Annotated in this window: 20 protein-coding genes and 2 pseudogenes; 9 read left to right on the top strand and 13 right to left on the bottom strand. The window is 34.2% G+C overall.

Annotated elements, in window-relative coordinates:
- Window positions 1-22: 22 nt before the first annotated feature.
- The 5 genes and pseudogenes from JOC75_RS14505 to JOC75_RS14485 all read right to left on the bottom strand — a co-directional run bounded on the left by JOC75_RS14505 (window position 23) and on the right by JOC75_RS14485 (window position 6,663).
- Window positions 23-640: a glycerol-3-phosphate responsive antiterminator gene (locus tag JOC75_RS14505; protein ID WP_204954755.1), complete on the bottom strand. Its 618-nt coding sequence runs from the start codon at window positions 638-640 to the stop codon at window positions 23-25.
- Window positions 641-1,164: 524 nt separating this feature from the next.
- Window positions 1,165-2,975 (bottom strand): annotated as a pseudogene (locus JOC75_RS14500) (ABC transporter ATP-binding protein).
- Entirely contained in the window at window positions 2,956-4,683 is a 1,728-nt protein-coding gene (locus tag JOC75_RS14495; protein ID WP_204954754.1) for an ABC transporter ATP-binding protein, read from the bottom strand. The pseudogene JOC75_RS14500 and the gene JOC75_RS14495 overlap by 20 nt, the downstream one beginning before the upstream one ends.
- A gap of 36 nt (window positions 4,684-4,719) precedes the next feature.
- Window positions 4,720-5,571 (bottom strand): aldose epimerase family protein, encoded by an 852-nt coding sequence (locus JOC75_RS14490; RefSeq protein ID WP_204954753.1) that lies wholly within the window; start codon window positions 5,569-5,571, stop codon window positions 4,720-4,722.
- Between the two features lie 642 nt (window positions 5,572-6,213).
- Window positions 6,214-6,663, bottom strand: a complete 450-nt coding sequence (locus JOC75_RS14485) for a hypothetical protein (protein ID WP_204954752.1) — start codon at window positions 6,661-6,663, stop codon at window positions 6,214-6,216.
- Between the two features lie 221 nt (window positions 6,664-6,884).
- On the opposite strand from JOC75_RS14485, the gene JOC75_RS14480 reads away from it, so the two are divergent.
- From JOC75_RS14480 to JOC75_RS14465, 4 genes are all read left to right on the top strand, one after another.
- A complete protein-coding gene (locus JOC75_RS14480; protein ID WP_146949947.1) occupies window positions 6,885-7,193 on the top strand; it encodes a PadR family transcriptional regulator in 309 nt (102 codons plus the stop codon).
- Window positions 7,194-7,205: 12 nt separating this feature from the next.
- Complete coding sequence (locus JOC75_RS14475) at window positions 7,206-8,393, top strand: chromate transporter (RefSeq protein WP_204954751.1); 1,188 nt, start codon at window positions 7,206-7,208, stop codon at window positions 8,391-8,393.
- 171 nt (window positions 8,394-8,564) lie between these two features.
- Window positions 8,565-9,113, top strand: coding sequence for a CBO0543 family protein (locus JOC75_RS14470; protein WP_204954750.1), 549 nt, complete (start codon window positions 8,565-8,567; stop codon window positions 9,111-9,113).
- A 1,022-nt stretch (window positions 9,114-10,135) separates the two neighbouring features.
- Window positions 10,136-10,840, top strand: coding sequence for a CPBP family intramembrane glutamic endopeptidase (locus JOC75_RS14465; RefSeq protein WP_204954749.1), 705 nt, complete (start codon window positions 10,136-10,138; stop codon window positions 10,838-10,840).
- Here the strand turns inward: JOC75_RS14465 and JOC75_RS14460 are convergent.
- The 4 genes from JOC75_RS14460 to JOC75_RS24000 all read right to left on the bottom strand — a co-directional run bounded on the left by JOC75_RS14460 (window position 10,824) and on the right by JOC75_RS24000 (window position 14,641).
- Window positions 10,824-11,552 (bottom strand): MerR family transcriptional regulator, encoded by a 729-nt coding sequence (locus JOC75_RS14460; RefSeq protein WP_204954748.1) that lies wholly within the window; start codon window positions 11,550-11,552, stop codon window positions 10,824-10,826. The genes JOC75_RS14465 and JOC75_RS14460 overlap by 17 nt on opposite strands.
- Window positions 11,553-11,859: 307 nt before the next feature.
- The gene (locus JOC75_RS14455; protein WP_204954747.1) at window positions 11,860-12,312 is read right to left on the bottom strand and encodes a hypothetical protein; all 453 of its coding nucleotides are present in this window, start codon (window positions 12,310-12,312) and stop codon (window positions 11,860-11,862) included.
- 275 nt (window positions 12,313-12,587) lie between these two features.
- The gene (gene ilvD / locus JOC75_RS14450) at window positions 12,588-14,264 is read right to left on the bottom strand and encodes a dihydroxy-acid dehydratase (protein WP_204954746.1); all 1,677 of its coding nucleotides are present in this window, start codon (window positions 14,262-14,264) and stop codon (window positions 12,588-12,590) included.
- A 239-nt stretch (window positions 14,265-14,503) separates the two neighbouring features.
- Window positions 14,504-14,641 carry a hypothetical protein gene (locus JOC75_RS24000; protein ID WP_239589482.1) on the bottom strand — a complete coding sequence of 46 codons (138 nt, stop codon included), beginning with the start codon at window positions 14,639-14,641 and terminating at the stop codon, window positions 14,504-14,506.
- Between JOC75_RS24000 and JOC75_RS14445 the strand changes: the two genes are divergently transcribed.
- The 3 genes from JOC75_RS14445 to JOC75_RS14435 all read left to right on the top strand — a co-directional run bounded on the left by JOC75_RS14445 (window position 14,580) and on the right by JOC75_RS14435 (window position 17,873).
- Window positions 14,580-15,539, top strand: a complete 960-nt coding sequence (locus JOC75_RS14445; RefSeq protein WP_338036593.1) for an FUSC family protein — start codon at window positions 14,580-14,582, stop codon at window positions 15,537-15,539. The two genes, JOC75_RS24000 and JOC75_RS14445, sit on opposite strands and share 62 nt — an antisense overlap.
- A 280-nt stretch (window positions 15,540-15,819) precedes the next feature.
- Window positions 15,820-16,413, top strand: a complete 594-nt coding sequence (locus JOC75_RS14440; protein WP_338036589.1) for a TetR/AcrR family transcriptional regulator — start codon at window positions 15,820-15,822, stop codon at window positions 16,411-16,413.
- Window positions 16,410-17,873, top strand: coding sequence for a DHA2 family efflux MFS transporter permease subunit (locus JOC75_RS14435; protein WP_204954745.1), 1,464 nt, complete (start codon window positions 16,410-16,412; stop codon window positions 17,871-17,873). The genes JOC75_RS14440 and JOC75_RS14435 overlap by 4 nt, the downstream gene beginning before the upstream one ends.
- 284 nt (window positions 17,874-18,157) lie before the next feature.
- Here JOC75_RS14435 and JOC75_RS14430 read toward each other — a convergent pair whose 3' ends face one another.
- A complete protein-coding gene (locus JOC75_RS14430; RefSeq protein WP_204954744.1) occupies window positions 18,158-18,622 on the bottom strand; it encodes a hypothetical protein in 465 nt (154 codons plus the stop codon).
- Window positions 18,623-18,805: 183 nt separating this feature from the next.
- On the opposite strand from JOC75_RS14430, the pseudogene JOC75_RS14425 reads away from it, so the two are divergent.
- Together JOC75_RS14425 and JOC75_RS14420 are read left to right on the top strand one after the other, a co-directional pair.
- Window positions 18,806-20,051 (top strand): annotated as a pseudogene (locus JOC75_RS14425) (MFS transporter).
- A 101-nt stretch (window positions 20,052-20,152) separates the two neighbouring features.
- The gene (locus tag JOC75_RS14420; RefSeq protein WP_204954743.1) at window positions 20,153-21,325 is read left to right on the top strand and encodes a 3D domain-containing protein; all 1,173 of its coding nucleotides are present in this window, start codon (window positions 20,153-20,155) and stop codon (window positions 21,323-21,325) included.
- Window positions 21,326-21,405: 80 nt separating this feature from the next.
- Here JOC75_RS14420 and JOC75_RS14415 read toward each other — a convergent pair whose 3' ends face one another.
- The 3 genes from JOC75_RS14415 to JOC75_RS14405 form a co-directional block, all read right to left on the bottom strand.
- Entirely contained in the window at window positions 21,406-22,086 is a 681-nt protein-coding gene (locus tag JOC75_RS14415; RefSeq protein ID WP_204954742.1) for a Na-translocating system protein MpsC family protein, read from the bottom strand.
- A gap of 167 nt (window positions 22,087-22,253) precedes the next feature.
- A complete protein-coding gene (locus JOC75_RS14410; RefSeq protein ID WP_204954741.1) occupies window positions 22,254-22,652 on the bottom strand; it encodes a hypothetical protein in 399 nt (132 codons plus the stop codon).
- Between the two features lie 291 nt (window positions 22,653-22,943).
- Entirely contained in the window at window positions 22,944-23,639 is a 696-nt protein-coding gene (locus JOC75_RS14405; protein WP_204954740.1) for a Na-translocating system protein MpsC family protein, read from the bottom strand.
- Between the last annotated feature and the right edge of the window lie 320 nt (window positions 23,640-23,959).

Below are 23,959 nucleotides of genomic sequence, written 5' to 3'. Positions count from 1 at the left end.
CTTTTATTTGTGTTAAAACGTTTTATGAGGTTAATTCGGACTGTGCTACTGTTACAACTTGTCTTTTCCAAAGCCATGGCTTTCCTGTTGAAACAGCAAGAGCACCACTTTGAAGGGCTGAATCTATATGCTCTTGATTTCTTATTAAGCCACCTGTAATAATTGGAAGATTTGTTTCCCTTTTAATCTTAGAAATCATTTCAGGTATAAGCGCTGGCATAATTTCAAGTGCATGTGGCTGAATGTCATTTACAGCCAGCAGCCCATTTTTCACTGCATCTGTATCAACTAAAAATAAGCGTTGAATTGTTAGTAATCCTTCCTTCTTAGCAAGCTGGATCAGTGAGCTTTTAGTCGTAACAATGCCAGTTGGCTTTACGTATTTTGCAATAAACTTGAGTCCTTCACGGTCATAACTAATGCCAGGGATCTTCTCAATATGTAAAAAGACGAACCGATTATGTTGTTTTAATAAATCAACATAACGTTTGATTACACTAATATTTCCTGTTAATAGAAAAGCAGATTGAATGCTAGATTCTAAAAAATGATCTAAGCTTTTTGGATCTTTTATAGAAGCGATTAAACGATCTTCACTTAATCGTTTTGTAAATTCATTTTGAGCCTCGTGGATATCCATACTATTCACTTCCTTATTAATTCTTGAAATCCTTAAGCTGTGATTAGTCATTAATAACCAAAACAAAAAACCATAAAAAAACACAGGAGCTACGTTTTCGTAAAACGCCTATTTCTTTTTATGGTTTCTCATTTTCACAACCTACTATTTATTCACTTGTCCTTCATTACTATCATCTTACTATCAAAGTTTTAAGCTAATATGAAGAAATTGTATTAATTTGTAAATCTAATGTTTACTTCTTGTAAATTAAGAAAAGCGTAAGGCGCCCGCCTATCGGCGACAAGCATAAGACGATCCGGCTGGAAGGTTGTTCTTTAACCTTCTTGACGGATTGGCTTATGACCTAGGAAAAAAGGGGGTTATTTTTTCCCTCGAGCCGATGGCGCCTGGAGCTAGACACCAAAACTACGTGCAGAATTTTATCCTTTCTTATCTTTTTTTAAAAAAGGGGTCAGACCCCCTATAAGGACCTGACCCTATTCTCTGACATATTTCTACAAAACCCGGGGCGTGACAGGCACCTAGCCAACCATTCCAGCGTAGTATCCTTTCATATCCACAAGTTCTTCGTGTGTTCCTTTTTCAAGGATTTTGCCGTCTTTTAGTACGAGAATTTGATCTGCGTTTCGAATCGTGTTTAGGCGATGTGCGATGACAAAGGTTGTTCGCCCTTCCATTAATCGCGCTAATGCTTCTTGGATTTTTAGCTCTGTTATCGTATCAATACTACTAGTTGCTTCATCTAGAATGAGGATTCTCGGATTAGCGAGCATTGCTCTTGCGATTGCAAGTAACTGCTTTTGTCCATGGCTTATTCCATTTCCATCATGATTTATTTCTGTTTGATATTGCTTTGGCAGCTTTCGTATAAACGAATCAGCATTTGCAAGCTTAGCTGCTTCCTCCACTTCCTTATCAGAGGCATCTAGTCTGCCATACCTGATATTTTCCATAATCGTTCCATGAAATAAGAAGGTATCCTGTAAAACAAAAGCCATTTGCTTTCGTAAGCTATCACGACTAACTTCTTTGATGTCTATACCATCAATAGAAATGAAGCCTTCATTTGCTTCATAAAACCTTGAGATAAGATTAATTAATGTTGTTTTCCCTGCTCCGGTAGGACCCACTAAAGCAATTGACTCACCAGCAAAAGCCGTAAAGCTCACATGTTCAATTGTCTGCTTTTCTTCACCTTCTTCATATGAAAAAGAAACATCAGAAAAAACAACTTTACCATCTATAGAGGATAGATCACTTTTGGAATGTGATTTCTCCTCTTCCTGTTCATCAAGAATATCAAACACTCTTTCAGCTCCAGCTATTGCTGATAATAACGTATTAAATTGATTGGCCAAATCATTCAAAGGACGCGTGAATTGTCTCGCATATTCAGCAAAAATCACAATCATCCCTATTGTTACTAAACCATTTAGAGCAAGAATTCCACCTACACCAGCAATAACAGCAAAGCTAAGATTGTTTAACATATTCATTACTTTAGGAATAAACCCAGTAATTGTTTGTGCCCAGAATCCTGATAATTTAAGCTTATTACCTTTCTCAGTAAACGTCTCAATCACGCGGTCTTCCTGAGAGTATGCTTTAATTAATTTTTGCCCAGAAATGATTTCTTCAATATAACCATTTAATTCTCCAATATGCTGTTGCTGTTGTTTAAATAATATACCCGTTCTGCTTGTGATCCATTTCAATCCCAACACCATTAATGGCACAATGATTAATGTGATCGCAGTTAAAAGCGGACTTAGCAGAAGCATCACAGTAACGGTCCCAACTAATGTCAGTACACTTGAAACAACCTGAATTACTGAGCTATTTAATGTAGAACTAACATTTTCAATATCGTTCGTTACACGGCTCATTAATTCTCCATGCTGCCTTTTATCAAAAAAGGCAATAGGCAGCTGATGTAAATGCTGAAATAAATCCTCACGCATTTTGTTAACAGTATATTGAGAATTCCAATCATCCAATAGTTTTGTAAAAAAAGAGAAATCGAATAAAAAACAAAAACAAGTACTAATCCTCCTAATACAAAAAGCAAGCCTTGTTCATCTTTTGTGACAAAATAGTTATCTATTGTTGTTCCAATTAAATATGGACCTAATAAGCCTAAAACAGAGCTTACTACAACCATAATTAAAACCAATGTGAATAAAAGCAGCTTATTCGATAAATAGTTCCACAATTTACCTAATGTGATGAAGGCTTCCTTAAGACTTATCTTTTGCTTCTTTTTGGAAGGAGAATATCTTTCTTTATTTCCTATTCTTTCATATTTAAAAGGATTAGTTAGCTCTCTGAACATTTGCTTCCTCCTCCATTTGAGATTGAAAGATTTTTTCGTATAGAGGAGATGTCTTCCGCAATTCTTCATGACTTCCTTCTGCAATCATTTCTCCATCGTCTAATAGTAAAATTCGATCAACCTGCTCGGCAGTAGATATTTTCTGTGTAATAACTAAGGTTGTTGAAGAATATCCTTCTAATGCCTTTAATAGACTTTTTTCAGTTTTAACATCTAACGCACTCGTACTATCATCCAATAGTAAAAGTTTAGGCTTTCGAACTAAAGCTCTAGCTATGGATAGACGCTGCTTTTGCCCACCAGATAGATTCACACCTTTTTGTCCTATTCTCGTTTCATATTTACCTGGAAGTTGCTGGATTGTTTCCTCAATTTGTGCAGCTTTTGCAGCTCTTTCAATTTCATCCATTGACGCATCCGATTTTCCCCATTCAATATTTTCCCTTACCGTACCGGAAAATAAAACAGCCTCTTGTGGTACATATCCAATTTGATTTCGTAAAACAGCTAAATCAATAGACGTTATTTCTTGATGATCAATATATATTTTTCCAAAATCCACCTCATAAAGCCTTGGAATCAACTGAAATAAAGAAGATTTGCCTGAACCTGTTCCTCCCATTATTGCAACTGTTTCTCCTGCAGAAATAGTAAAGGATACATTCTTTAACACCAGCTCATCAACATCAGGATAGGAAAAAGAAACATCCTCAAATCTTATTTCACCACGTTGAAAGCCATTCTGTGTTCCTTTTATTTCAACCTTCTCCTTCGTATCTAGAACCTCTGATATTCTTAGAGAAGAAGCACGTGAGCGTGATAGGAACATGACAATAAACGAAAACATTGATAGAGCAGCTGTTGTTCTTAATCCATAATTTACGATTGCAACAACTTCCCCTACCTGGGCATTTCCGTTCATTACCTGTGATTGCCCATTCCATAAAATAAATAAAATCGCAATATTCATCACAAATAACAAAATTGGCATAGATGCTTCGATCATCCGTAAGCCAGTAACTGTTGCATTTTTTAAAAAGTTCGTAGATTCTGAAAAACGGTTTATTTCATGATCTCTTCTTACATAAGCTTTAATTAATTTCATACCAATCAAATTTTCCCTAAGCACATCATTAACTGTGTCTAGCTTAGCTTGAACAATTTGAAATAGCTTACTTCCTCGCTTCATGATCATAATAAGAAAAACGATAACAAGTGGAATAACAACAGCAAATATACTTGCTAACATAGGGTTAACAAAGAACGACATAACTACGGACCCTAGAACTAAAAGAGGTGCTCTTAACATAATTCTAAGTCCCATAAAAAGTGTGTTCTGCAGCTGTGTAATGTCATTCGTCATTCTCGTCACAAGAGAGGCAGCTGGAAACTTCGCTAAGCTTTCAAATGAAAAGCTTTGTACCTTCACAAATATGTCCTTCCTAATATCAAAGCCAAAGCTTTGGCTAACATGTGCAGCATAAAATGAGTTGATCATTCCAGAAGCAAAGGCAAGGAAAGACAACCCAACCATGATCCCTCCCCATTTCATAACAAGAGAAAGATCTTCTTGTAGTATCCCCTCATCGATTATCTTTGCCATCAACAATGGAAGTGCAAGCTCAACAGCTAATTCTGTTAACATTAAAAATAGCGCAATTGAAACAGACACTCTGTATGGAGTAAGATAGTAACGAAACTTAAGCATATATGTGTCCCCCTAGCAAAAAACAACAATAAACTATTAAATTGAAATGCTAACCTTTGTATTTAGTGATTTTCCAGATTTTATCATTCTTAATTCCTCTTTACGATTCAATTCATCTGTTTTCGCCATCCAAGGCTCAACACAAACAAATTCTTGACCCTCCTCAGACCATAAAACAATATATGAAAACTCATCATCATACTGAAGCTTCACTTCTTTATTTAACTCTTCAAGTAAAAAGTCGACATGACCAGTTGTACTCTTCAATACATATGCTTCTTTTTGGTCAACATTAATAACATTTTCATATTGCTTGACCAATAAATCATTATAATCAAGATATTCATCACTATCTGCAGTAATTTTCAGCTGTTTGGATTTTGTCTTAAAATACGGATGAAAGCCAGGATATATCGGCATATCTGATGTGGAATGATTTTCATATGATTGTTCAATAATTAATTCATTAGAGCGTAATTTATATGTAAATAGAACAGCAAATTCAAAAGGATAGCTGCTAAATGTACCTTCATTACTTTCTAGCTTTAATGTTATCGAAGCCTCATTCTCCGCTACATCTGTTGTCACAACCGCCCATGGCAGGTCTCTGGCAAAACCATGATTTTTCATTTGATATATTTGCCCTGCCCATTCATATTCCCCATTAGTAAGCTGACCCGAGATCGGGAACAAAATAGGAATGCCACCACGAATATTTTTCCCATTATGATGAAGTGTTTCTTCATTTAAAAATAAAAGTTCTTCTCCTGCAAAACCAAGACTAGTAATAATACCACCACGCTCTGGTACTACCTTTATCCAGCTATTATGGTTACTCAATTCAACAACCGTTAAATTACCTTCTTTGTATTCCTTATATGTATACATAATGTATCAGCTCCATTTTAATAATTCCTAAATTTTACTATACAGATGTTTTAATTACTTATCTAGTGAGATGAATTTCTTATAATAGCGGGACAAAGGAATGAAGTTTTTGGGTAAAGTGTAATTTTCGTTCTAATTATGTTAATGAGTTTATATTATGACCTTTATACTGCACAAATTCTCGCTTAAGGGCTTCATATTGGTGATGACGACCTTTTTACTCACTCATTCTCTCACTTATATCCCTCATAAATGCGGAAGTGAAAAAATAAGATTAATTTGCCCGATATTTCTGTTTCAATTGTCAAGAAGTCAATGCTTGTTATCTAGAAATTAAAAATACAAGCTTAATAGATACAAATATTAATAAGGTAGCTATAAAAATGCTACTTTTCTAGAAAAGGCATCCTGCAACAACTATAAGAAATGTAAAGAAAGCAATAGTAGTTTGAACAATCGGGCATGGTTATTTGTACATTACCATTACTTAAGAAATTTTCGTAGCTAGACTTCAACACCTAAATACTGGAAGTTAATATAGTAAAGAGTTGAGGGAAGGTATACTCACATATTAAAAAATATGATTCTGAAGTTCCAATAGCCTCCACAAATCAAATAAACAAAGCCCTTCTAAGACTTTGTTTATAAGTGAATTTGAATGCTTTTGTTTTTTTCTTTAATTGTATAACTTATTTCTTCCCATGCTTTTTGAAATGGATAATAAGGAAAAGCACATTTTATTTTTTTGGTTAATGTGATATGTATGACTATTTCGCCATTTAATTTTCCAAATTCGCATTTCTCGATGTCAAAAATTGATATTTTATAGCGGTTCCATCCAAATATGGTAAGAATCAAATGATCTTCATTCAGTATTAATTTTTGACTTTTAATCGCCCAATACAAAATAAAGCAGAAAACAAGATAGATTAAACTTGTTTTAGTGAAAAAAGAAAAATTTCTCTGTGTTAACTCTTCTCTTAAGTAAAAAGTAATAGTTCCAACAGAAAATACAAAAAGATAAACCCCTAACATGAATTTTATTATTCCTTGTGTACGTGCTTTATAAAGTAACTTTTGATTTGATTTCATATAATTATGTTCACCTGATTTTTCTAAAGTTATACATGATTACTCGCAGTTATGTATGTAATCACGGTCACACAATGCTTATGGACTTCTCCTCTTTAACAAAAAAATTACTAAAATACTCAAGCACCTTGCCTCTACTAAGCATCCTGTGATAATTTTGTATCTATAATATCGATATTCGTTATTGCTTTTCGATAGCGGAATTTAGGAGGGATAATATATTGGAAGATAAAGTGTTACGAAAGCTTTTTCTTGGATTTATTCACATTCATATTCTTCATCATGCAAAGGAACAACCAATTTTCGGAGTATGGATGCTTGATGAACTTAAGGAACATGGCTATAACTTAAGCGCTGGTACTCTATACCCTATTCTCCACACTATGGAAGCAGATGGTCTTTTAATGAGAGAAGACAAAAATGTTGAGGGGAAAATTAGAAAGTACTATTCCATAACAGAAAAAGGAATCTCCATTTTAGGGGAAGCTAGAAAAAAGGCGTATGAACTATTTAAAGAAATCAATGAATAAAGGAGACCGAAGATGAACCAAAACAACTCAGTGGTCAAGACTTTACTAGAAATACTCATTGTATCAACAAGGCTAGGCTTCACTTCATTTGGTGGACCTGTTGCTCATTTAGGTTATTTCCATGATGAATATGTTAGAAGAAGAAAATGGATGGATGAAAAAAGCTATGCTGATTTGGTTGCCTTATGTCAGTTCCTTCCTGGTCCAGCTAGTAGTCAGGTGGGGATAGGAATAGGTGTGATGAGAGCTGGTGTTTTAGGTGGTATCACATCTTTTATTGGCTTTACCCTTCCATCTGTAATAGCGCTTATAGTATTTGCTATTATTTTACAAGGGCTTGATGTTGCAGATGCTGGTTGGCTTCATGGACTGAAAATTGTTGCTGTTGCAGTAGTAGCTCACGCTATTTTAGGAATGGCTCAAAAATTAACACCCGATTTAAAACGAAAAGCAATTGCACTGTTAGCTCTAGTTGGTACTTTACTTTGGCAAACAGCTTATACTCAAATAGCAGTCATTCTGCTTGCAGGATTCTTAGGTTTTCTAATGTTTAAACAACAAGCAGACGATAAACCTTCTTCATTATCCTTTCCAATCTCACGTCGATTTGCAGTTATTTGTTTAACATTATTTTTTGGCTTACTTATTTTATTACCAGTTTTAAATGCTGCAACTCAAGCTAGTTGGATTGCCCTTTTCGATAGCTTTTATCGATCTGGCTCACTTGTATTTGGTGGAGGTCATGTTGTATTACCTTTACTTGAACGTGAATTTGTTCCAACAGGATTTTTAACAGAAGAGCAATTTCTAACAGGCTATGGTGCGGCTCAAGCAGTTCCAGGTCCTTTGTTCACATTTGCTGCTTATATAGGAGCTGTCATTAACGGCTGGCAAGGTGGCTTACTTGCAACTGTGGCAATTTTCCTACCAGCATTTTTACTTATTTTAGGAACATTACCTTTTTGGCATCAACTTAGAAGCAACTCAAAGGTTAAAGGAGCTCTTATGGGTGTGAATGCTGCTGTTGTTGGAATCTTAATCGCTGCATTTTATCAGCCTATATGGACTAGCTCTATTTTAGATGCTATAGACTTTGCCTTTGCAGCTATTTTATTTAGTATGCTAGTATTCTGGAAGCTTCCACCATGGATTATTGTTTTAACAGGTGCAATTGGTGGTTGGTTGATTTCTTATTTTTAAGCCAAAGATTTTTATGGAGGTCTGCATTCTTTAACAAAGACTAATATTTAAAGGGCGGGTAGTTAATACCCGTCTTTTTTATATCGTCCTATTTTTCCACCCCTTGCTAATAAAAATTTTATAATAGTCGTATACTAAAAGAAAAATCCTAAAACATTCACGAGGTATAGTATGAGCGTTAACATAACTGAAATCTTAAGAAAGCAAGAAGAAGTTTTAACACTACGTTTGGAATATTGGAGAAACGAGGTTGTGTTCACACCTCAATGGTGGTTTCTCCTTGTCTCATTTATCATTCTTGTTATCTTCTGGCTATTCATTCTTGATAAAACAAGAGTGGTAAGCATTCTTCTATTTGGATTTGTAGCATTTAGCATTGTGTCAATTTTAGACACACTAGGTGGAGAGCTACTACTTTGGGAATACCCTAAAATGGTTTTACCCTGGGGACCAAGAATCGTAACAATAGATTTGATGATTTCAATATACTTCATGATTCTTTATCAATTTTTCCAATCATGGAAGATGTACATCATAGCATCCATTTGTTTATCAGCTATCTTTTCTTTTATCCTAGAACCTTTTGCTTCTTATCTAAATATATATATGTCGCTTCACTGGTCCCATTTTTATTCCTTCCCCATATATATTCTGTTAACTATTTTTATTAAATATGTTGTAGATAAGCTTTTGAAAATAGAAAAAACAACAGGATACTAAGAAAAGAAAATCAATTCCTTCATTAGCCTGTTGTTTCTGTATGTAGTTCAGCAGTGACTTTTATTATTGGGAGCTTAATTTTTATAACAAGCTCATTATTACTATATTGATAACTTAGCCGTCCCCGATGGATATCCACTAGATTTTTAATAATATACGTACCAAGTCCCTGATGATCTCCTTCTTTAGCTGTTGAACCAAATTTTTGTTATTTCACTAAACTGCTCCGATAGCGAAAAAGCGACTGTTCTTATTGAACACTCGCACCGGTTAGCTAAACAACGATTAATTTATTCGCAATGAACTACAAAACAGAAATACCCAAAAGGCAAATGGTCTGCTGTTAATTTCATTTCTAATTTTGCAATTTCCATCATTATGGGTAAAATTTCTCTTAAACTCTCATAATATTTCACAAGAGCATTCTTGAATGCATCTACATCTTTAGTTTGACATAAAGGATACCCTAATGGACAGAAACCTCTCGTCACCAGTAAACTCAATATTAGAAAGGTTATGGTGAATAAAACTAAAAGTGACTAATATAAACAAAGTTAATTGTCCTTTTATAGATTTAATCATAAAATCCCCCCTAAAAATAGTTGATTAAATTCTGTATAATAATACAATTTTTCATTTTTTTGTTTAGCTAAACTGCTCCGTTACTACAACAAAGAAAAGCGACTACCCTTGTTTGACATAAGTTCAATTCTTTAAGTCATTTATTAACCTCTCCCCTTTTTAACCAATAAGTTTTTATCATCTAACCTTGTAAGGTTTTTTTGTTCAACAATCCTTCTCCTTTAGTGAAAAAGCGACTGTTCTTATTGATCACTCGCAGTTTGTTTAAGTGTAATTCTTTACAAAGTTGAGAAGTGAATCGTTTATTTTATAGTAAACATTTGCATGAAAAGGATTCAATAATAATGCTTAAATATAGAATTTCATAAGATTTTAGTAAAAAATGCTTGCAGGTTACGTAACGTCACCTTTTACTCTATAAATTAAGGGGGGGAATTTGAATGAATAATTGTGAAATGTTCTATCTTAAATCACCGTGGACATGGAAAGTATTAGTTAAACTACTTATATTGGTCTTAGTGATAGTTCCAATCTTTGTAGAATATCTGTTAAAGGAATATTTGTTAGCTATATTACAAAATGATCTTTATTCAGGCACATTGATAGGACTTATAATGTCAATTATCTTTATGTTAGGGCTGTATTTTATTGCAATAAGGCCAAATAATCTTAGCTGGAAGGAAGTCGGTCTAAAAAGATTTCCTACAAATTATTGGAAAGCAATTATTGGATGGACATCTATATTAATTGTAATAAGCATCGCAATGGTTGTTGTCATAGAGATACTTTTAAGTGTTGGGCCGGATAATAGTAAGACTGATAGCCTACAGTCAAGAATGACCTTTCTTAACTTTTTGATTGGATTTGTATCAGCAGCAATTATTTCGCCGTTATATGAAGAGATATTTTACCGTGGCTTCCTTTATCGGTTCTTACGCAGCAAATTCGGAATAACTATTAGTATGTTAAGTAGTTCATTTATTTTTATGATAGTTCACATTCCAACTTTCAATACTTTACCAATAAATTTTGTTTCCGGTCTTATATTTGCATGGACATACGAAAAATCAGGTTCTATTGTTCCGGCAATTATAATACATGGAATATTTAATGGGATTGCCGTCATCCTTACTGTCCTTGGATGATGGCATAAGCCTCTTCGATAAAATCTATGATTTCCTGCTTTATTGGATATAGATTTAGTTCATTTGAAGATTCTTGAGATCGACGTACCTCCCAAAACTTTGTCATTAGGTTTTGATCCCCCTGAAACGTTTCCTCTGATAGAATCTCTATGTCTTCTATAATAAGCTTAGCCTGTTCAGACCCTGGTGATGTATCTTCCTGTATGCATAATTCAATGCGTTTAACCAGATTAATCCATTTTTTTGTGGATAAGTTATCCTTTTCTAATTTTGGCAAGCTCTGATGTAATTTTTCTTGCTCTTCAATAGAGAAAAACGAGCTCCAAGATTTATTCTTTTCTGGTTGGACTATTAGTGAGATAAGGTCTTCCCAATGAATCGTACCTTCTAAATTAAGAATGTGAAGCAAAGAAGTTGTATGTGCAATTGATGTTTTTATGTTAAATAATTGCTCTTCCAAATATGATTTATGAGCTAATAGAATGGTCTCTGTCGATTGGTCTTTTATAATCCTTTTTATTTCATCGAGTGGAAGATCAAGCGATTTAAGTAGAATAACCTTTTCAAGAATTAAGCAGTCCTCTGCAGAATAGAAACGTTTACCTCCCTCGCCTAGTTTCGATGGACGGACGAGGCCGATTTCATCGTAATATCTAATTGTCCTAATAGACACCTTGAAACGCTTTGCCAATTCCCCACTTGATATATACATTTTTCCTCTCCTTAAATTTAAATTAATTGTATTTTGTCATTTATGCTTATTTGAACCGTTAGATTAAGTTAATAACATCACAATTTCAAAAATATTCCTACTAAAATCATACCAGAAGATAACGAATAGCTGTTATTATTCCACATAAATATTGAAGTGTTTGTTGCACAGTATCTGTCTACTACGTATTAAAGATTGAGTAATTTATTCAAACCATTAATAAAAGGAGCTGCCGCCTTGACAACTCCTTATTACACTATTGCACCTGTTACTTGAAGAAGAGTTTCTACTTATTTTTCGGGTACCCTTACAAATTGTTCATTCTGATAATCTCTCCGATGTTATAGCCTATCCAAGCACCGATAAATGGAAAAGCATCGATAGGAAAGTGCAATCTTACAGTGTCAAAATCCATAACAAAAATGAAACCTGTAAGAAAAACGCTTATAACACTGATGAAGACAATCTCAGTTATTTTTCTTCGCTTCCACCTTTTCTCTCCCAAACGATTTCTGTCAAATGCCCGCACACGTCTACTCGTCTTTGTACCGATAGGTCTTCCTGTCTTTAGGGTGTACAACGTGATAGCTACTATTATCCAAGAAAGTACACAAAATGCTCCAAAGAGGAGTAATGGCTTTCCGTTCTCAGCAAGATAACCAAAAGGCACGAATAACAACAGCATTACAAGATTGCCTTGGACTAATTGCATCTTTTTTAAATACTTAACTTCTTGTATATCCCATTGTGTTTCATCCATTTTATCCCCGCTTTCAATTCGACAACTTGTTAAACTAACCTAGCCCGTTAGTTTAAGTACAAACCTTCACATACTCGTTTTATTTTAATATAAATATCCATTTTTCAATTTGATTTTTTAGGATAGTCACCAAACCACGTTACTATAAATCACCTTTCCCTTTAACTTAGTCTAAAAAAAGACTAACTCAAACCATCGTGAATTAACGACTTATTCGAGTTAGCCTCTGAAACTATCCATTTAGTATGGATTGTTTTTTCTATATAAAATAAACCTTAGATCTTCATTACTCCACCTGTACTTGCTGATGTAACAAGCTTAGAATAGCGAGCTAAATAGCCTTTTTTCACTTTTGGCTCAAAGCCTTTCCAGTTTGCTTTACGTTTTTCCCATTCTTCCTGGGCTACTTGTACATCCATTGTACGATTTTCAATGTCGATAACAACATGATCTCCATTTTCAACGAATGCAAGTGGTCCTCCTTCAGCAGCTTCAGGTGAAGCATGTCCAATTGATAAGCCACGAGATGCACCTGAAAAACGGCCGTCTGTTACTAGTGCTACCTTTGGTCCTAATCCCATACCAACAATCATCGAGGTTGGTGAAAGCATTTCCGGCATACCTGGACCACCTTTTGGTCCTTCATAGCGGATGATCACAACATGTCCTTCTTTTACCTTTCCGTTTGCAATACCGCTCATAGCTTCTTCTTGTGATTCAAACACAATTGCTGGACCTTCATGGCTCGTAATTCCGTTTTGAACTCCACCTGTTTTAATAATTGCACCATCAGGAGCAAGATTACCGAATAAAACAGCTAGTCCACCTTTTTCTGTATGAGGATTATCAATAGGTCGAATGACTTCATAATCTTGTATTTCACAGCCGGCAATGTTTTCACCTAATGTTTTGCCTGTAACTGTTAATGTATCAAGATGAAGAGCACCTTCTTTTTTAGATAGCTCATACAAAGCTGCTGATACCCCACCTGCTTCATGTAAATCTTCAATATGATGATCTGATGCTGGTGCAAGCTTTGATAAATGAGGCACACGAGCTGCTACTTCATTTATACGCTGAATTGGGTATTCAATTTCAGCTTCATGTGCTAAAGCTAATGTGTGGAGAACTGTATTTGTTGAACCACCTAGAGCCATATCAAGAGCGAATGCATTATCAATTGCTTTTTCTGTAACGATATCTCTTGGCTTGATGTCATCTTTGATTAAATTCATTAATTGTTTTGCAGAATCTCTAACGAATTCCTTACGTTTTGGATCTACAGCCAAAATTGTTCCGTTACCAGGCATTGCTAACCCAAGTGCTTCTGCTAAACAGTTCATTGAGTTTGCTGTAAACATACCTGAACATGATCCACAAGTTGGACAACCAAATTGCTCAAGCTCTGTTAAACCTTTTTCATCAAGTTTACCAGATTGGTAAGCACCTACTCCTTCAAAAACAGAAGAAAGCGAGATTTTCTTTCCATCACTTGTTACACCGGCCTTCATTGGGCCTCCACTTACAAATAATGTTGGAATGTTAATACGTAATGCTGCCATCATCATACCTGGAGTGATTTTGTCACAGTTAGGGATACATACCATTCCATCAAACCAGTGTGCAGATACAACCGTTTCAACTGAATCCGCAATGATTTCACGACTTGGTAATGAATAACGCATTCCGATATGTCCCATTGCAATACCGTCGTCTACACCGATTGTATTAAACTCAAACGGAACTCCACCAGCTTCACGAATAGCATCTTTTACGATTTTCCCAAACTCTTGTAAATGTACGTGACCAGGTACAATATCAATATATGAATTACAAACCGCAATAAACGGTTTACCAAAATCCTCTTCTTTTACACCTGCAGCTCGAAGTAAGCTACGATGAGGTGCACGGTCAAAGCCTTTTTTAATCATATCGCTACGTAATTTCATCATTCTAATCTCCCTTCACTAAACATTATTCAAGAATGATAGTAATAGGTTACTTCGAAATTTCTAAATAATCAATATATTCTTTCTTATTTAAATATCCAATTATAAACATGTGTCGTAAATATGTATTCTGTATGGAAGTAACCTATATTTATCCACCATCTATTATTTGAACACTAAGAACTTTATGAACATAATAAAGTAAGGTAAAATTAGAAGTACTATATACGATCTTTATGATTTTAGTTTGGAGGGTTCACCATTACTTTCGGTCCACGGATTTTAAAAACAGGATTAGCTGTATCCTTATCAATATACATATGCTCTTTATTTAATTTTGAACTAGCTGTTTTTGCAGGTGTTGCAGCAATTTTAGCCATACAGCCATCAATTTATCGTACATGGAAACAAATGGTCGACCAAATTATCGCCAATACAATTGGCGCGACCATTTCACTATTTTTCATCTACTTCTTTGGTGAAAATCCAGTAATCACTGGTTTCGTGATTATCATTGTTATATCGATAAGTCTAAAATTAAATATGCAAAGTACCATTCCTTTAACTCTTGTAACTGTCCTGGCAGTTATGAGTGCTGCAGGAAGTGAGGATCTTTACTTTGCCTTAGAAAGATTTTACGTCATTTTAATAGGGACATTTACGGCAATTTTAGTCAATCTACTCATTCTTCCACCAAAATATAAAAAGTCATTTATCCAGTCTGTGGAAAAAACGTTTCAAAATATGTCACTACTTATTAGAACGGCGATTTCCAATGAATTAACAGAAGCAACTTATCAGGAGCATAGCAAAACATTTAAAAAAGACATCAAAAAATTAGAAGATCAATTTCTATTGTTTGATGAAGAAAGAGCAAAGCTTGGAAGAAAAGCTAATCAATTACATGCAAGGGAAATTCTTGTTTTTAGGCAGTTATTTAAAACGTTGCAAGAAGGAGCGCAGTTATTAGAGAATATTGAGGACCACTTTTTTCAAAGTAATAAAATCGAAGAAGAAGCAGAATTTTTTGATGATCAGCTTGAACACTTAATTAAGTATCATGAATTTTTACTGTTAAAGTATCAGGGAAAAATCAAAGAAAATCATTCAGGCTTTGATCAAGAGGATTTTAAAGAAAGCTATGAGCTTAAACTAAAATTATATCTGCAAAATACAGATCAAAATGTTCGCTTACTAATTGTCGCTTCCTCAATTATTGATTATTCGTTTCATTTAAAACGACTAGATAAATTGATAAGCCAGTTGAATAGTCAGTGATTTTCATGAAATTGTAAAAAACATTAAATTACTTTAAATTCTTCTTAATAATTGAAATACTAAAAGTATCTTCTTCATAAGATACTAAAGTTGTTATAACGTTATAGCAAATCTTTTCATGTTAATAAGATCACTTCACATAGTGATCTTTTTTCATGCTGTTTTAAGTTTAAGCTATTATCGTAAACTTTGTTGCTTCATATTAATTGACTTTATCATTCTCTATACTTATATTTATATAGACCGATCTCTATAATACAATTGTAAAGGGCGTTTAGACGTGAAAAACAAAGTAAATACAAGAGATATGATATTAGAAACGGCAAGTCGCTTATTTCAGCGTCAAGGCTATAACGGTACAGGAATCAACCAGATTATTGAGGAGAGTGGTACACCTAAAGGATCTTTGTATTATCATTTTCCAAATGGTAAAGAAGAGATTGCTATAGAAGCAATCAAGCTTGTAAAAGAGAAGATCCTCGAGCATACAAAACTAGATTTAATGGCTGCCGATGATGCCATTGATGCCTTTCAACAGCATATTAACAACATTGCTGATTTTTATGATACGGAGGATTGTACAGAATGGTTAAAGATTGGGCTACTTGCCTCTGAGACTGCTTCTACACATGAAACTCTCCGACTTACATGTGAAACAGCCTTTATGGAAGGACAAATGCTTTATGCCGATACATTGGTAAAGCATGGTTATGAGACTTCTTTAGCTCAAGAGCTGGCCATCACAATCAACTCTTTGCTAGAAGGCGCAACAACGATTTCTTTAACTCGTAAAAGTGGAGATACATTACGTGTTATTGCACAACAAATACCAACATTACTTAGAGGAAAAAATTTGGGAGGAAATATAGAATGAATATAGATAGTCAAAGTAGTAGTAATACAACTCAACAGGAAATGAGCGAATTTAGAGTAGTACCTATCCTTGTTTCTTTCCTAATTGCCGGTTTTATTGGTTTGTTTAGTGAAACAGCCTTAAATATGGCACTAGGTAGTTTAATCAAGGACTTTGGTATTCACGAAACAACTGCTCAATGGCTAACAACAGGTTACCTATTAACTTTAGGTATTCTCGTGCCGGTTTCTGGACTTATTTTACAGTGGTTTACAACAAGACAATTATTTATTGTTTCAATTGCACTTTCGATTATTGGTACGTTAATCGCTGCACTTGCTCCTACTTTTGAATTTTTAATGATTGCACGTGTTGTTCAAGCAATGGGTACGGCTCTAATGCTGCCACTGATGTTTAACACGATTTTACTTATCGTCCCACCTTACAAACGTGGGAAAATTATGGGGTTGTTAGGTCTTGTTATCATGTTTGCTCCTGCTGTTGGACCAACATTATCAGGTCTTATTCTACAGTCACTTTCATGGCATTGGATCTTCTGGATCTCACTACCATTCTTGGTAATTGCACTAATCTTCGGATCAGTTTTCATGCAAAATGTTTCTACACCGACGAAGCCTAAGATCGACATTGTATCGATCGCTCTATCAACAATTGGTTTTGGTGGTGTGGTATATGGATTTAGTAGTGCTGGTGAAGGTGGCGGCTGGGGAGAACCAATCGTAATCATTTCCATAGCTGTTGGTCTTCTTTCATTAGTTCTTTTTAGCATTCGTCAAACAAAAATGAAACAACCAATGCTAAATCTTCGTGCCTTTAAATACCCAATGTTTGTTGTCGGGTTATTATTAGTTCTTGTTAGTATGATGATCATTTTATCTTCAATGATTCTTCTACCATTATATTTACAATCATCTTTAGCTTTAAGTACATTTGCAGCAGGTTTACTGCTTCTTCCTGGTGGTATCATAAACGGTCTTCTTTCTCCTGTTATGGGAAGCTTATTCGACCGTTTCGGACCTAAATGGTTAGTTATTCCAGGTCTTGTGCTTGTGACAGCCGCTTTATTTGGTTTTTCTACAATTGATTTAGAAACAACCTCTGCATTTATTGTGGCTATGCACATTGTCATCATGATTGGTGTTTCAATGATTATGATGCCTGCTCAAACAAATGGCTTGAATCAACTACCACCTGAACTATATCCAGATGGTACAGCAATTATGAACACTTTACAGCAAGTAGCAGGAGCTATTGGTACAGCTGTAGCTATCTCTATCTTATCGTCTGGAACTGAAAAATATCTACAAAATGTCACTGATTTAGCAAACCCAGCAAATCAATTGCTTGCTTTTACATCTGGTGTGCAGGACGCATTTGTTTTTGCAATTGTAGTGGCAATCGTTGGATTTATTATCGGTTTATTTATTAAACGAGTTAAAGTTGAGCAGCAAGCTTCTTAATAGTAGTTCAACTTTAGTAAAAGCTCGTTTGTGAACAGTGTTTTTGAATAAAGTATGATCATCAATGATAGCATTATAAAAACTAGTCTCCTGTTATAGCAGGGGACTAATTTTTATTTCATTTAGACTCTGTTAAACTTTGTTATTGATTTACGTTACAGCAAACATCCTATTATGCTTCTGGATCCAATCAAGACGGTGCTTTATTTAGTTACTGTGGCTGATGTTATCATGAGTTAAGTGGTTCAAATATTGCTGAGCAAGTCAGGATATTGAACCGCATATTAATTCTTTCTTATTTTCAAAAAAAGGGTATGAAACATATATAATAAAGGTGCCTTAGATAAAAAATAACCGAAAAATTGAAGATTGTTAATACGAACTAAGGAATAATACTTTATTTTCTCTGCAAAAAATGAGAATGGAAATGCAATAAAAGCATGTGCTAATGAATTGAGTAGAATAAACCGATTAAAATTTCCGTAAGCCAGTTTAAGTGTCCACAATGCTACCATTAGAAATGGACCAAGTTGAAAAGGGAATTCCCCAAATAAAGATGATTTAGGTTTATTATAAAAAACCCACCATCTTTGTTTTTTTCCATAGCGTTGATGAACCATTTCTATCAGCAAAATAAGGATTGATGCTGGAAGAAATCTCTTTAAATTTCGTAATCCTAATGCGGGTAATGTCAAAAATGACACAACTACCATACCTATATTAAGTAACCATTGATTTTTCGTTGACACCTTTACAACTCCTTTCTATCTTTAGATTTACCTATAGTTATTAAGATATTCTTCCAATTTGACCTGATCGCTTACCATAAATTCAATTGATATTTAACTTGAATTTTCTCCAGTGACTGACAATAATATGAATATTGAACTCTTTACCTTTTAAATTCAATTCCAACAAAGGGAGAATAAATAATGTCAACTGCTTCTGTTTCAAAACAATCGATACCTTCAGAACAACAAACAAAAACCGCTTATAATATTTTATTCATCATTGGTTTTTGCCATCTTTTAAATGACAGTATTCAGTCGGTTATTCCGGCGATGTTTCCAATTTTAGAAAAATCAATGGGGTTAACTTTTACACAGCTTGGTCTGATTGGATTTTCACTTAATATGGTTTCATCTGTTATGCAGCCGGTTGTGGGTTTATATACAGATAAACGCCCTATTCCATATGCATTACCGATTGGGTTAACAAGCTCTATGATTGGTGTGCTTGGGTTAGCCTTTGCACCATCATTTATCACAATCCTACTTTCTGTTATCTTTATTGGGTTAGGTTCAGCGATTTTTCATCCAGAGGGCTCACGTGTTGCCTATTTAGCTGCTGGTAATCGTCGTGGTCTTGCACAATCAATCAATCTACCAGGTTGGCGGAAATAGCGGTCAGGCACTTGCACCTGTAATTACTGCATTAATTCTTGTTCCTCTAGGTCAATTTGGTGCTATTTGGTTTACAGCTGTAGCTGGTGTTGCAGTTGTGTTTCTTTTTTATATTGCTGGGTGGTATTCTAGAAAAATTCAAGCAGCAACACCAATTAATAAAGTGTCAAAAACAACAAATACAAAACAACCTGCCATTTCTAAAGCAGTTCGCAATGCCATTCTTGTCATCATATTCCTAATTTTCGCTCGAACTTGGTACGGTAGTGCTATTGCTAACTTTTACACATTCTTCGCAATTGAGAAGTTTCATTTAACAATCGCAGAATCACAAATGTATATTTTCGTCTTTCTCGTAATGGGTGCAGTTGGTACATTTATTGGTGGTCCTTTAGCAGATCGTTTTGGAAAACGTAATGTGATTATCACTTCTTTACTAGCCACTGCCCCACTCACATTATTACTGCCTTTTACAGGTCCTATTGTTTCTATAGTTTTATTAGCTTTAATTGGAGTTATTCTCATGTCTAGCTTTTCTGTTACGGTTGTTTATGCGCAAGAGCTTGTTCCAGGTAAAATTGGCACAATGTCTGGATTAACTGTCGGACTTGCATTTGGAATGGGAGCAATCGGATCAGTCGCATTAGGAGGAATGATTGATGTTGTTGGTTTAACACCTACAATGATTAGTGTCGCATTTTTGCCACTACTAGGTTTTCTAGCATTTTTGTTACCAACTGATCACACTTTGAGAGAATGGCAACATAATAGATAATTCCACTAGTGGAAAAAGTTACCGAGAATTTTAATCTAATTGTAACCTACGGTACCCCTTTTCTATGTTATAACTATTTAAGTATAGAAAGGGGTTGCTTTATGCGAGCTTTTAAGAGAACCTTTGCCACAACACTTAGTGTACTTCTATTATCTTTATCTATTTCACATGTGGCAAATGCCGAATCTACTAAAAACACTTTAAACAGTGCCAATGAACAGCTAGAGCAAAAACAACAAACCATTCTTCAAAAGGAAAAAGAACAGCAGGCTATTTCTTCAGAAGTTGAAAGCTTACAAAAAAACATACAAGTAATGGATGCTGAAATTACAAAAAACCTAGAATCTCTAGCACATGTTGAAACAAAAATGACAGAAATTAAACAGATTATTGAACAGAAAAAAGAAGAAATTGTTCTATTACAGGACAAGGTTTATGCTCGTGAAGGAATAATGGAAAAGCGTTTAGTTGCTCTTCAGCATAGTGATCATACAACAATTGTTATTGATACTTTAATAAATTCAGAAAGTATTGGTAACTTCTTTGAACGAATTGGTGCTGTTAGCACTCTACTAAATGCAGACAAAAAGATTCTTGATGAGCAAGAAGGAGATATAAAACAAATCGAAGAAGATAAGAAAGAAATAGATAAGCAAGAACAGCTACTAGCTAGTCAACAAGCTGATCTTGAAGGTAAAAGAGCTACGCTTGAGGAAAACCGTACTCAAAGAAATCAAGCACTTATTACGATGCAGGATAAGTACACGAAAATTGCAGCTGAATTAACAGATGCTAAACAAGATAAAACGAAGATCCAAACACAAATAAGCTCGATTCAAGCTGAAATTAAGAAGGAAGAAGCTGCAGCCAAAGCAAGATCAGTTGAACTAGCAAAAGCTAAGAAAGAAGCAGAAACAGCTGTTCAACATACAGTCGCACCACCTTCTAAATCGAGTAAAGATAAACCAGCTTCAAGCAAAACTGCAGGCAAAGAAATGTATGTAACTGCAACAGCTTATAGTCATCAAGATACAAAAAATGATGTTACCTATTTAGGTTATAATATTAAAAAGAATCCACATATGAAGCTTATTGCTGTTGATCCTGGTGTTATTCCACTTGGATCGAGAGTTTGGGTTGAAGGCTATGGTGAAGCAATTGCTGGTGATACGGGTGGAGCCATTATCGGACACAAAATTGATGTATTAATGCCATCAAGTGCTCGTGCTATACAATGGGGCCGTAAAACAGTTAAGATTGTCATTTTAGATTAATCTTACAAAAAAGGGATAGATTAGATTAGTGTGGCGACTAGTTTAATCTATCCTTTTTTAGTGTTTATTAAACCTTACCCTTATGTATGAAAAACAAACGCCATTAATGATTTATCTTCTTTGAAGTTCCAATCAATAAAAATATCTTTAATACTATTGTTAAAAATTTCATCAAATTTTCCATATCGATGGAAATAGCTTTTCTCTAATTCATCCTTTGTTATTTTCAGCTCATTCGAAAATCCCTTCGCAATTAATGCTTTTTCAATTGGAATTAATATACCCTTCCTCTCAACTAAATATATTGTTTGTGATAAAGGGTAAACATGAATGATATCAGGGACTTTTTGAACTAATTCACTTATTCTTGCTATTTCTTTTTCTAATTTTTGTATAAGCATGCTATTTTCATTACAATTCTCTATTATTTCTTCATTTAATACAAAAAAGATTAATCCCGAGTTATTAGGAAAGTTCCAATCATGATAACTCTCTTCTACCTCACGATCTATAGTTACTTTAATAATTCCCTTTAGCTCCTCTATCACATGCTCAATAATCACTGCTCGTGCCTTCTCAACCTGTTCTTGTTGCCCCTGTTGAATCAAAACTTCTTCCATTGGGGAAATAAAGCCCTGTATATAGATAACAAAGTGTTGCTTGCAAATAGTAGCCTGACATGACTGGGGACCCTTACCAAAATTTTTCCTTAGTAACTTACTAGTTAGACTGCTGATCGAATTTAATCTATCCTGGTCCATGCAAATCCACCTTTTCATAAAATAAATATGATTATTCTAGCATGTTACTGTTATTTTGGCATGAATTAGTGCTCTAATGATTTTGTAATAGTATACTCAACCTTCCCTTCAAAAACACAAAAAAGCATATTTTTAAAAAATATGCTTGATAACTGAGCGTTCTGTTTCTATCTAATAAGTTCTTCTAGTAAGTAAGTTAAATACTCTAATTCATAGCTAGTTGTAATCTTAGAGTTCATTGTTATGTCTAAATTGTTCAATGTGACTTTTACATGCTCTATATATTTAGTCATTTCACTTATAATCAACACAATGCTTGAAACAATATTAATTATTAATTCCCGATCAACATCTTCACTACATATTAGCTTCATACTTTGATTTTTTAAATTTAAAAGATCCAGAAAAGAAGTTTTCAAGTGTATGTTAGTAGGTACATTCTTTTCTTCCTTTAAACTCATGGTTTTATTGATACTATTAATTATCACATTAATTTCCTCAATTGTCTGTGACCCTAGATTATTAAGTATCTTTAATGAATATGAGTACTCATATGTTAGATTCATACAACTTTCCTCAGATCTTTTCATTTGAACACCCTTTATTCATTTTGATTCGTTCTATATAAAAAACCAAAACAGCAAGATAGATAAGCTAATTTCTTGCTATTTTGGCATAATGATAGTTTAAAAGATTGCATGTACATTGCTCATTTTACACGTTAATGAAATATCGGTCATTTCTATATGACTATATATTAATAATAGTAAAAAATAGAATTATTGTAAATGAGGTTTTGTCAGGTTATCTTTTTTACCAACTATTTTATAGAAAACGAAATTAAAAAGATCAGGTAATTACAAATGAATAAACAAGAGACTTCTGTCTTTTTCATAATCCCACATTAAATACATTTGATTTATTTTTGTTTCAAAAACACGCTGTAAACTATCCTTATGCTCCAAATAACAATCTTTAATCTCAAATGATCGATCTTGTATGATATTTAAGTGGCCTTTACTAAAGAGTATTTTCTCAACCTGTAATAGTATCCCCTGACTTTCAATCATATACATATTTGGATTAATACTTACAATTTCTAATTTGTTTGGAGCCTTGTGAATCTCTGAACAGATTTGGACCATTTTATCAAAAAGCTTATCTCTTAGAATTGGATTGAGTTGTGTCTCTTCCCACGATAGTGAGCTCATATTTTCCAGCAACAACATTCCACTGTTTTCTTCATAGTTCCAATCATCAAAATACGAATTAAATGTCACACCCAAAACATTTGTTGCTTCATCTGCAAACTCTCTAAATACAGTCTCCATGACAGAAGTACGAAATAAATGTGCTAATCTTAATTGATCATTATGAACTAACACATCTTCAGCTGGAGTAATAAAGTTACGAATATGTACAATTATTTTATTTGAGTGAAAAGTCAGAGAGCAAGCCTCAGGGCCTTTTCCAAATCTTCTTTTGAGCAGCTTACTTAAAGTACTACTAAGTAGGAGGAGTTCTTCCTGGTAGTAACGATCGATTTTTTTCAATATTGTTCCCCCTTTTCAAATAGCAATCGATTTTTTGTAGATATTATATTTTATTTATTATCAAGAAAGGAAAATTTCGTGGTAACTATCTTTTTCCGTTTCATTGTCAATATAAACCTAAAAATGTAAAAAACAAAAAAGGCCTAACTCCTTGTTTAGAAGTTAGGCCATGGACAGACGAGCTATATAAAAAATAGTTTCTCACATTTACCATATTATCTTAAGTATGATTTCATTTAATTTTGTTGCTAGAGTGATCTTTAAGTAACTAATAACAGCAAGAAATTAGTCATTAAATATGATAGCATAATTCATTTACA

The sequence above is a fragment of the Metabacillus crassostreae genome, assembly GCF_016908395.1.
GTDB lineage: Bacteria > Bacillota > Bacilli > Bacillales > Bacillaceae > Metabacillus > Metabacillus crassostreae.
This window is presented reverse-complemented; position numbering and strand designations above follow the sequence as displayed.

Bases quoted from the DNA above. Each gene is read 5' to 3' on its own strand.
- JOC75_RS14505 (WP_204954755.1), bottom strand. From the start codon at position 640: ATGGATATCCACGAGGCTCAAAATGAATTTACAAAACGATTAAGTGAA.
- JOC75_RS14435 (WP_204954745.1), top strand. From the start codon at position 16,410: ATGAATATAGATAGTCAAAGTAGTAGTAATACAACTCAACAGGAAATG.
- JOC75_RS14415 (WP_204954742.1), bottom strand. From the start codon at position 22,086: ATGGACCAGGATAGATTAAATTCGATCAGCAGTCTAACTAGTAAGTTA.
- JOC75_RS14485 (WP_204954752.1), bottom strand. From the start codon at position 6,663: ATGAAATCAAATCAAAAGTTACTTTATAAAGCACGTACACAAGGAATA.
- JOC75_RS14410 (WP_204954741.1), bottom strand. From the start codon at position 22,652: ATGAATCTAACATATGAGTACTCATATTCATTAAAGATACTTAATAAT.
- JOC75_RS24000 (WP_239589482.1), bottom strand. From the start codon at position 14,641: ATGGCTAAAATTGCTGCAACACCTGCAAAAACAGCTAGTTCAAAATTA.
- JOC75_RS14475 (WP_204954751.1), top strand. From the start codon at position 7,206: ATGAACCAAAACAACTCAGTGGTCAAGACTTTACTAGAAATACTCATT.
- JOC75_RS14495 (WP_204954754.1), bottom strand. From the start codon at position 4,683: ATGCTTAAGTTTCGTTACTATCTTACTCCATACAGAGTGTCTGTTTCA.
- JOC75_RS14455 (WP_204954747.1), bottom strand. From the start codon at position 12,312: ATGGATGAAACACAATGGGATATACAAGAAGTTAAGTATTTAAAAAAG.
- JOC75_RS14465 (WP_204954749.1), top strand. From the start codon at position 10,136: ATGAATAATTGTGAAATGTTCTATCTTAAATCACCGTGGACATGGAAA.
- JOC75_RS14470 (WP_204954750.1), top strand. From the start codon at position 8,565: ATGAGCGTTAACATAACTGAAATCTTAAGAAAGCAAGAAGAAGTTTTA.
- JOC75_RS14490 (WP_204954753.1), bottom strand. From the start codon at position 5,571: ATGTATACATATAAGGAATACAAAGAAGGTAATTTAACGGTTGTTGAA.
- JOC75_RS14460 (WP_204954748.1), bottom strand. From the start codon at position 11,552: ATGTATATATCAAGTGGGGAATTGGCAAAGCGTTTCAAGGTGTCTATT.
- JOC75_RS14420 (WP_204954743.1), top strand. From the start codon at position 20,153: ATGCGAGCTTTTAAGAGAACCTTTGCCACAACACTTAGTGTACTTCTA.
- ilvD (WP_204954746.1), bottom strand. From the start codon at position 14,264: ATGATGAAATTACGTAGCGATATGATTAAAAAAGGCTTTGACCGTGCA.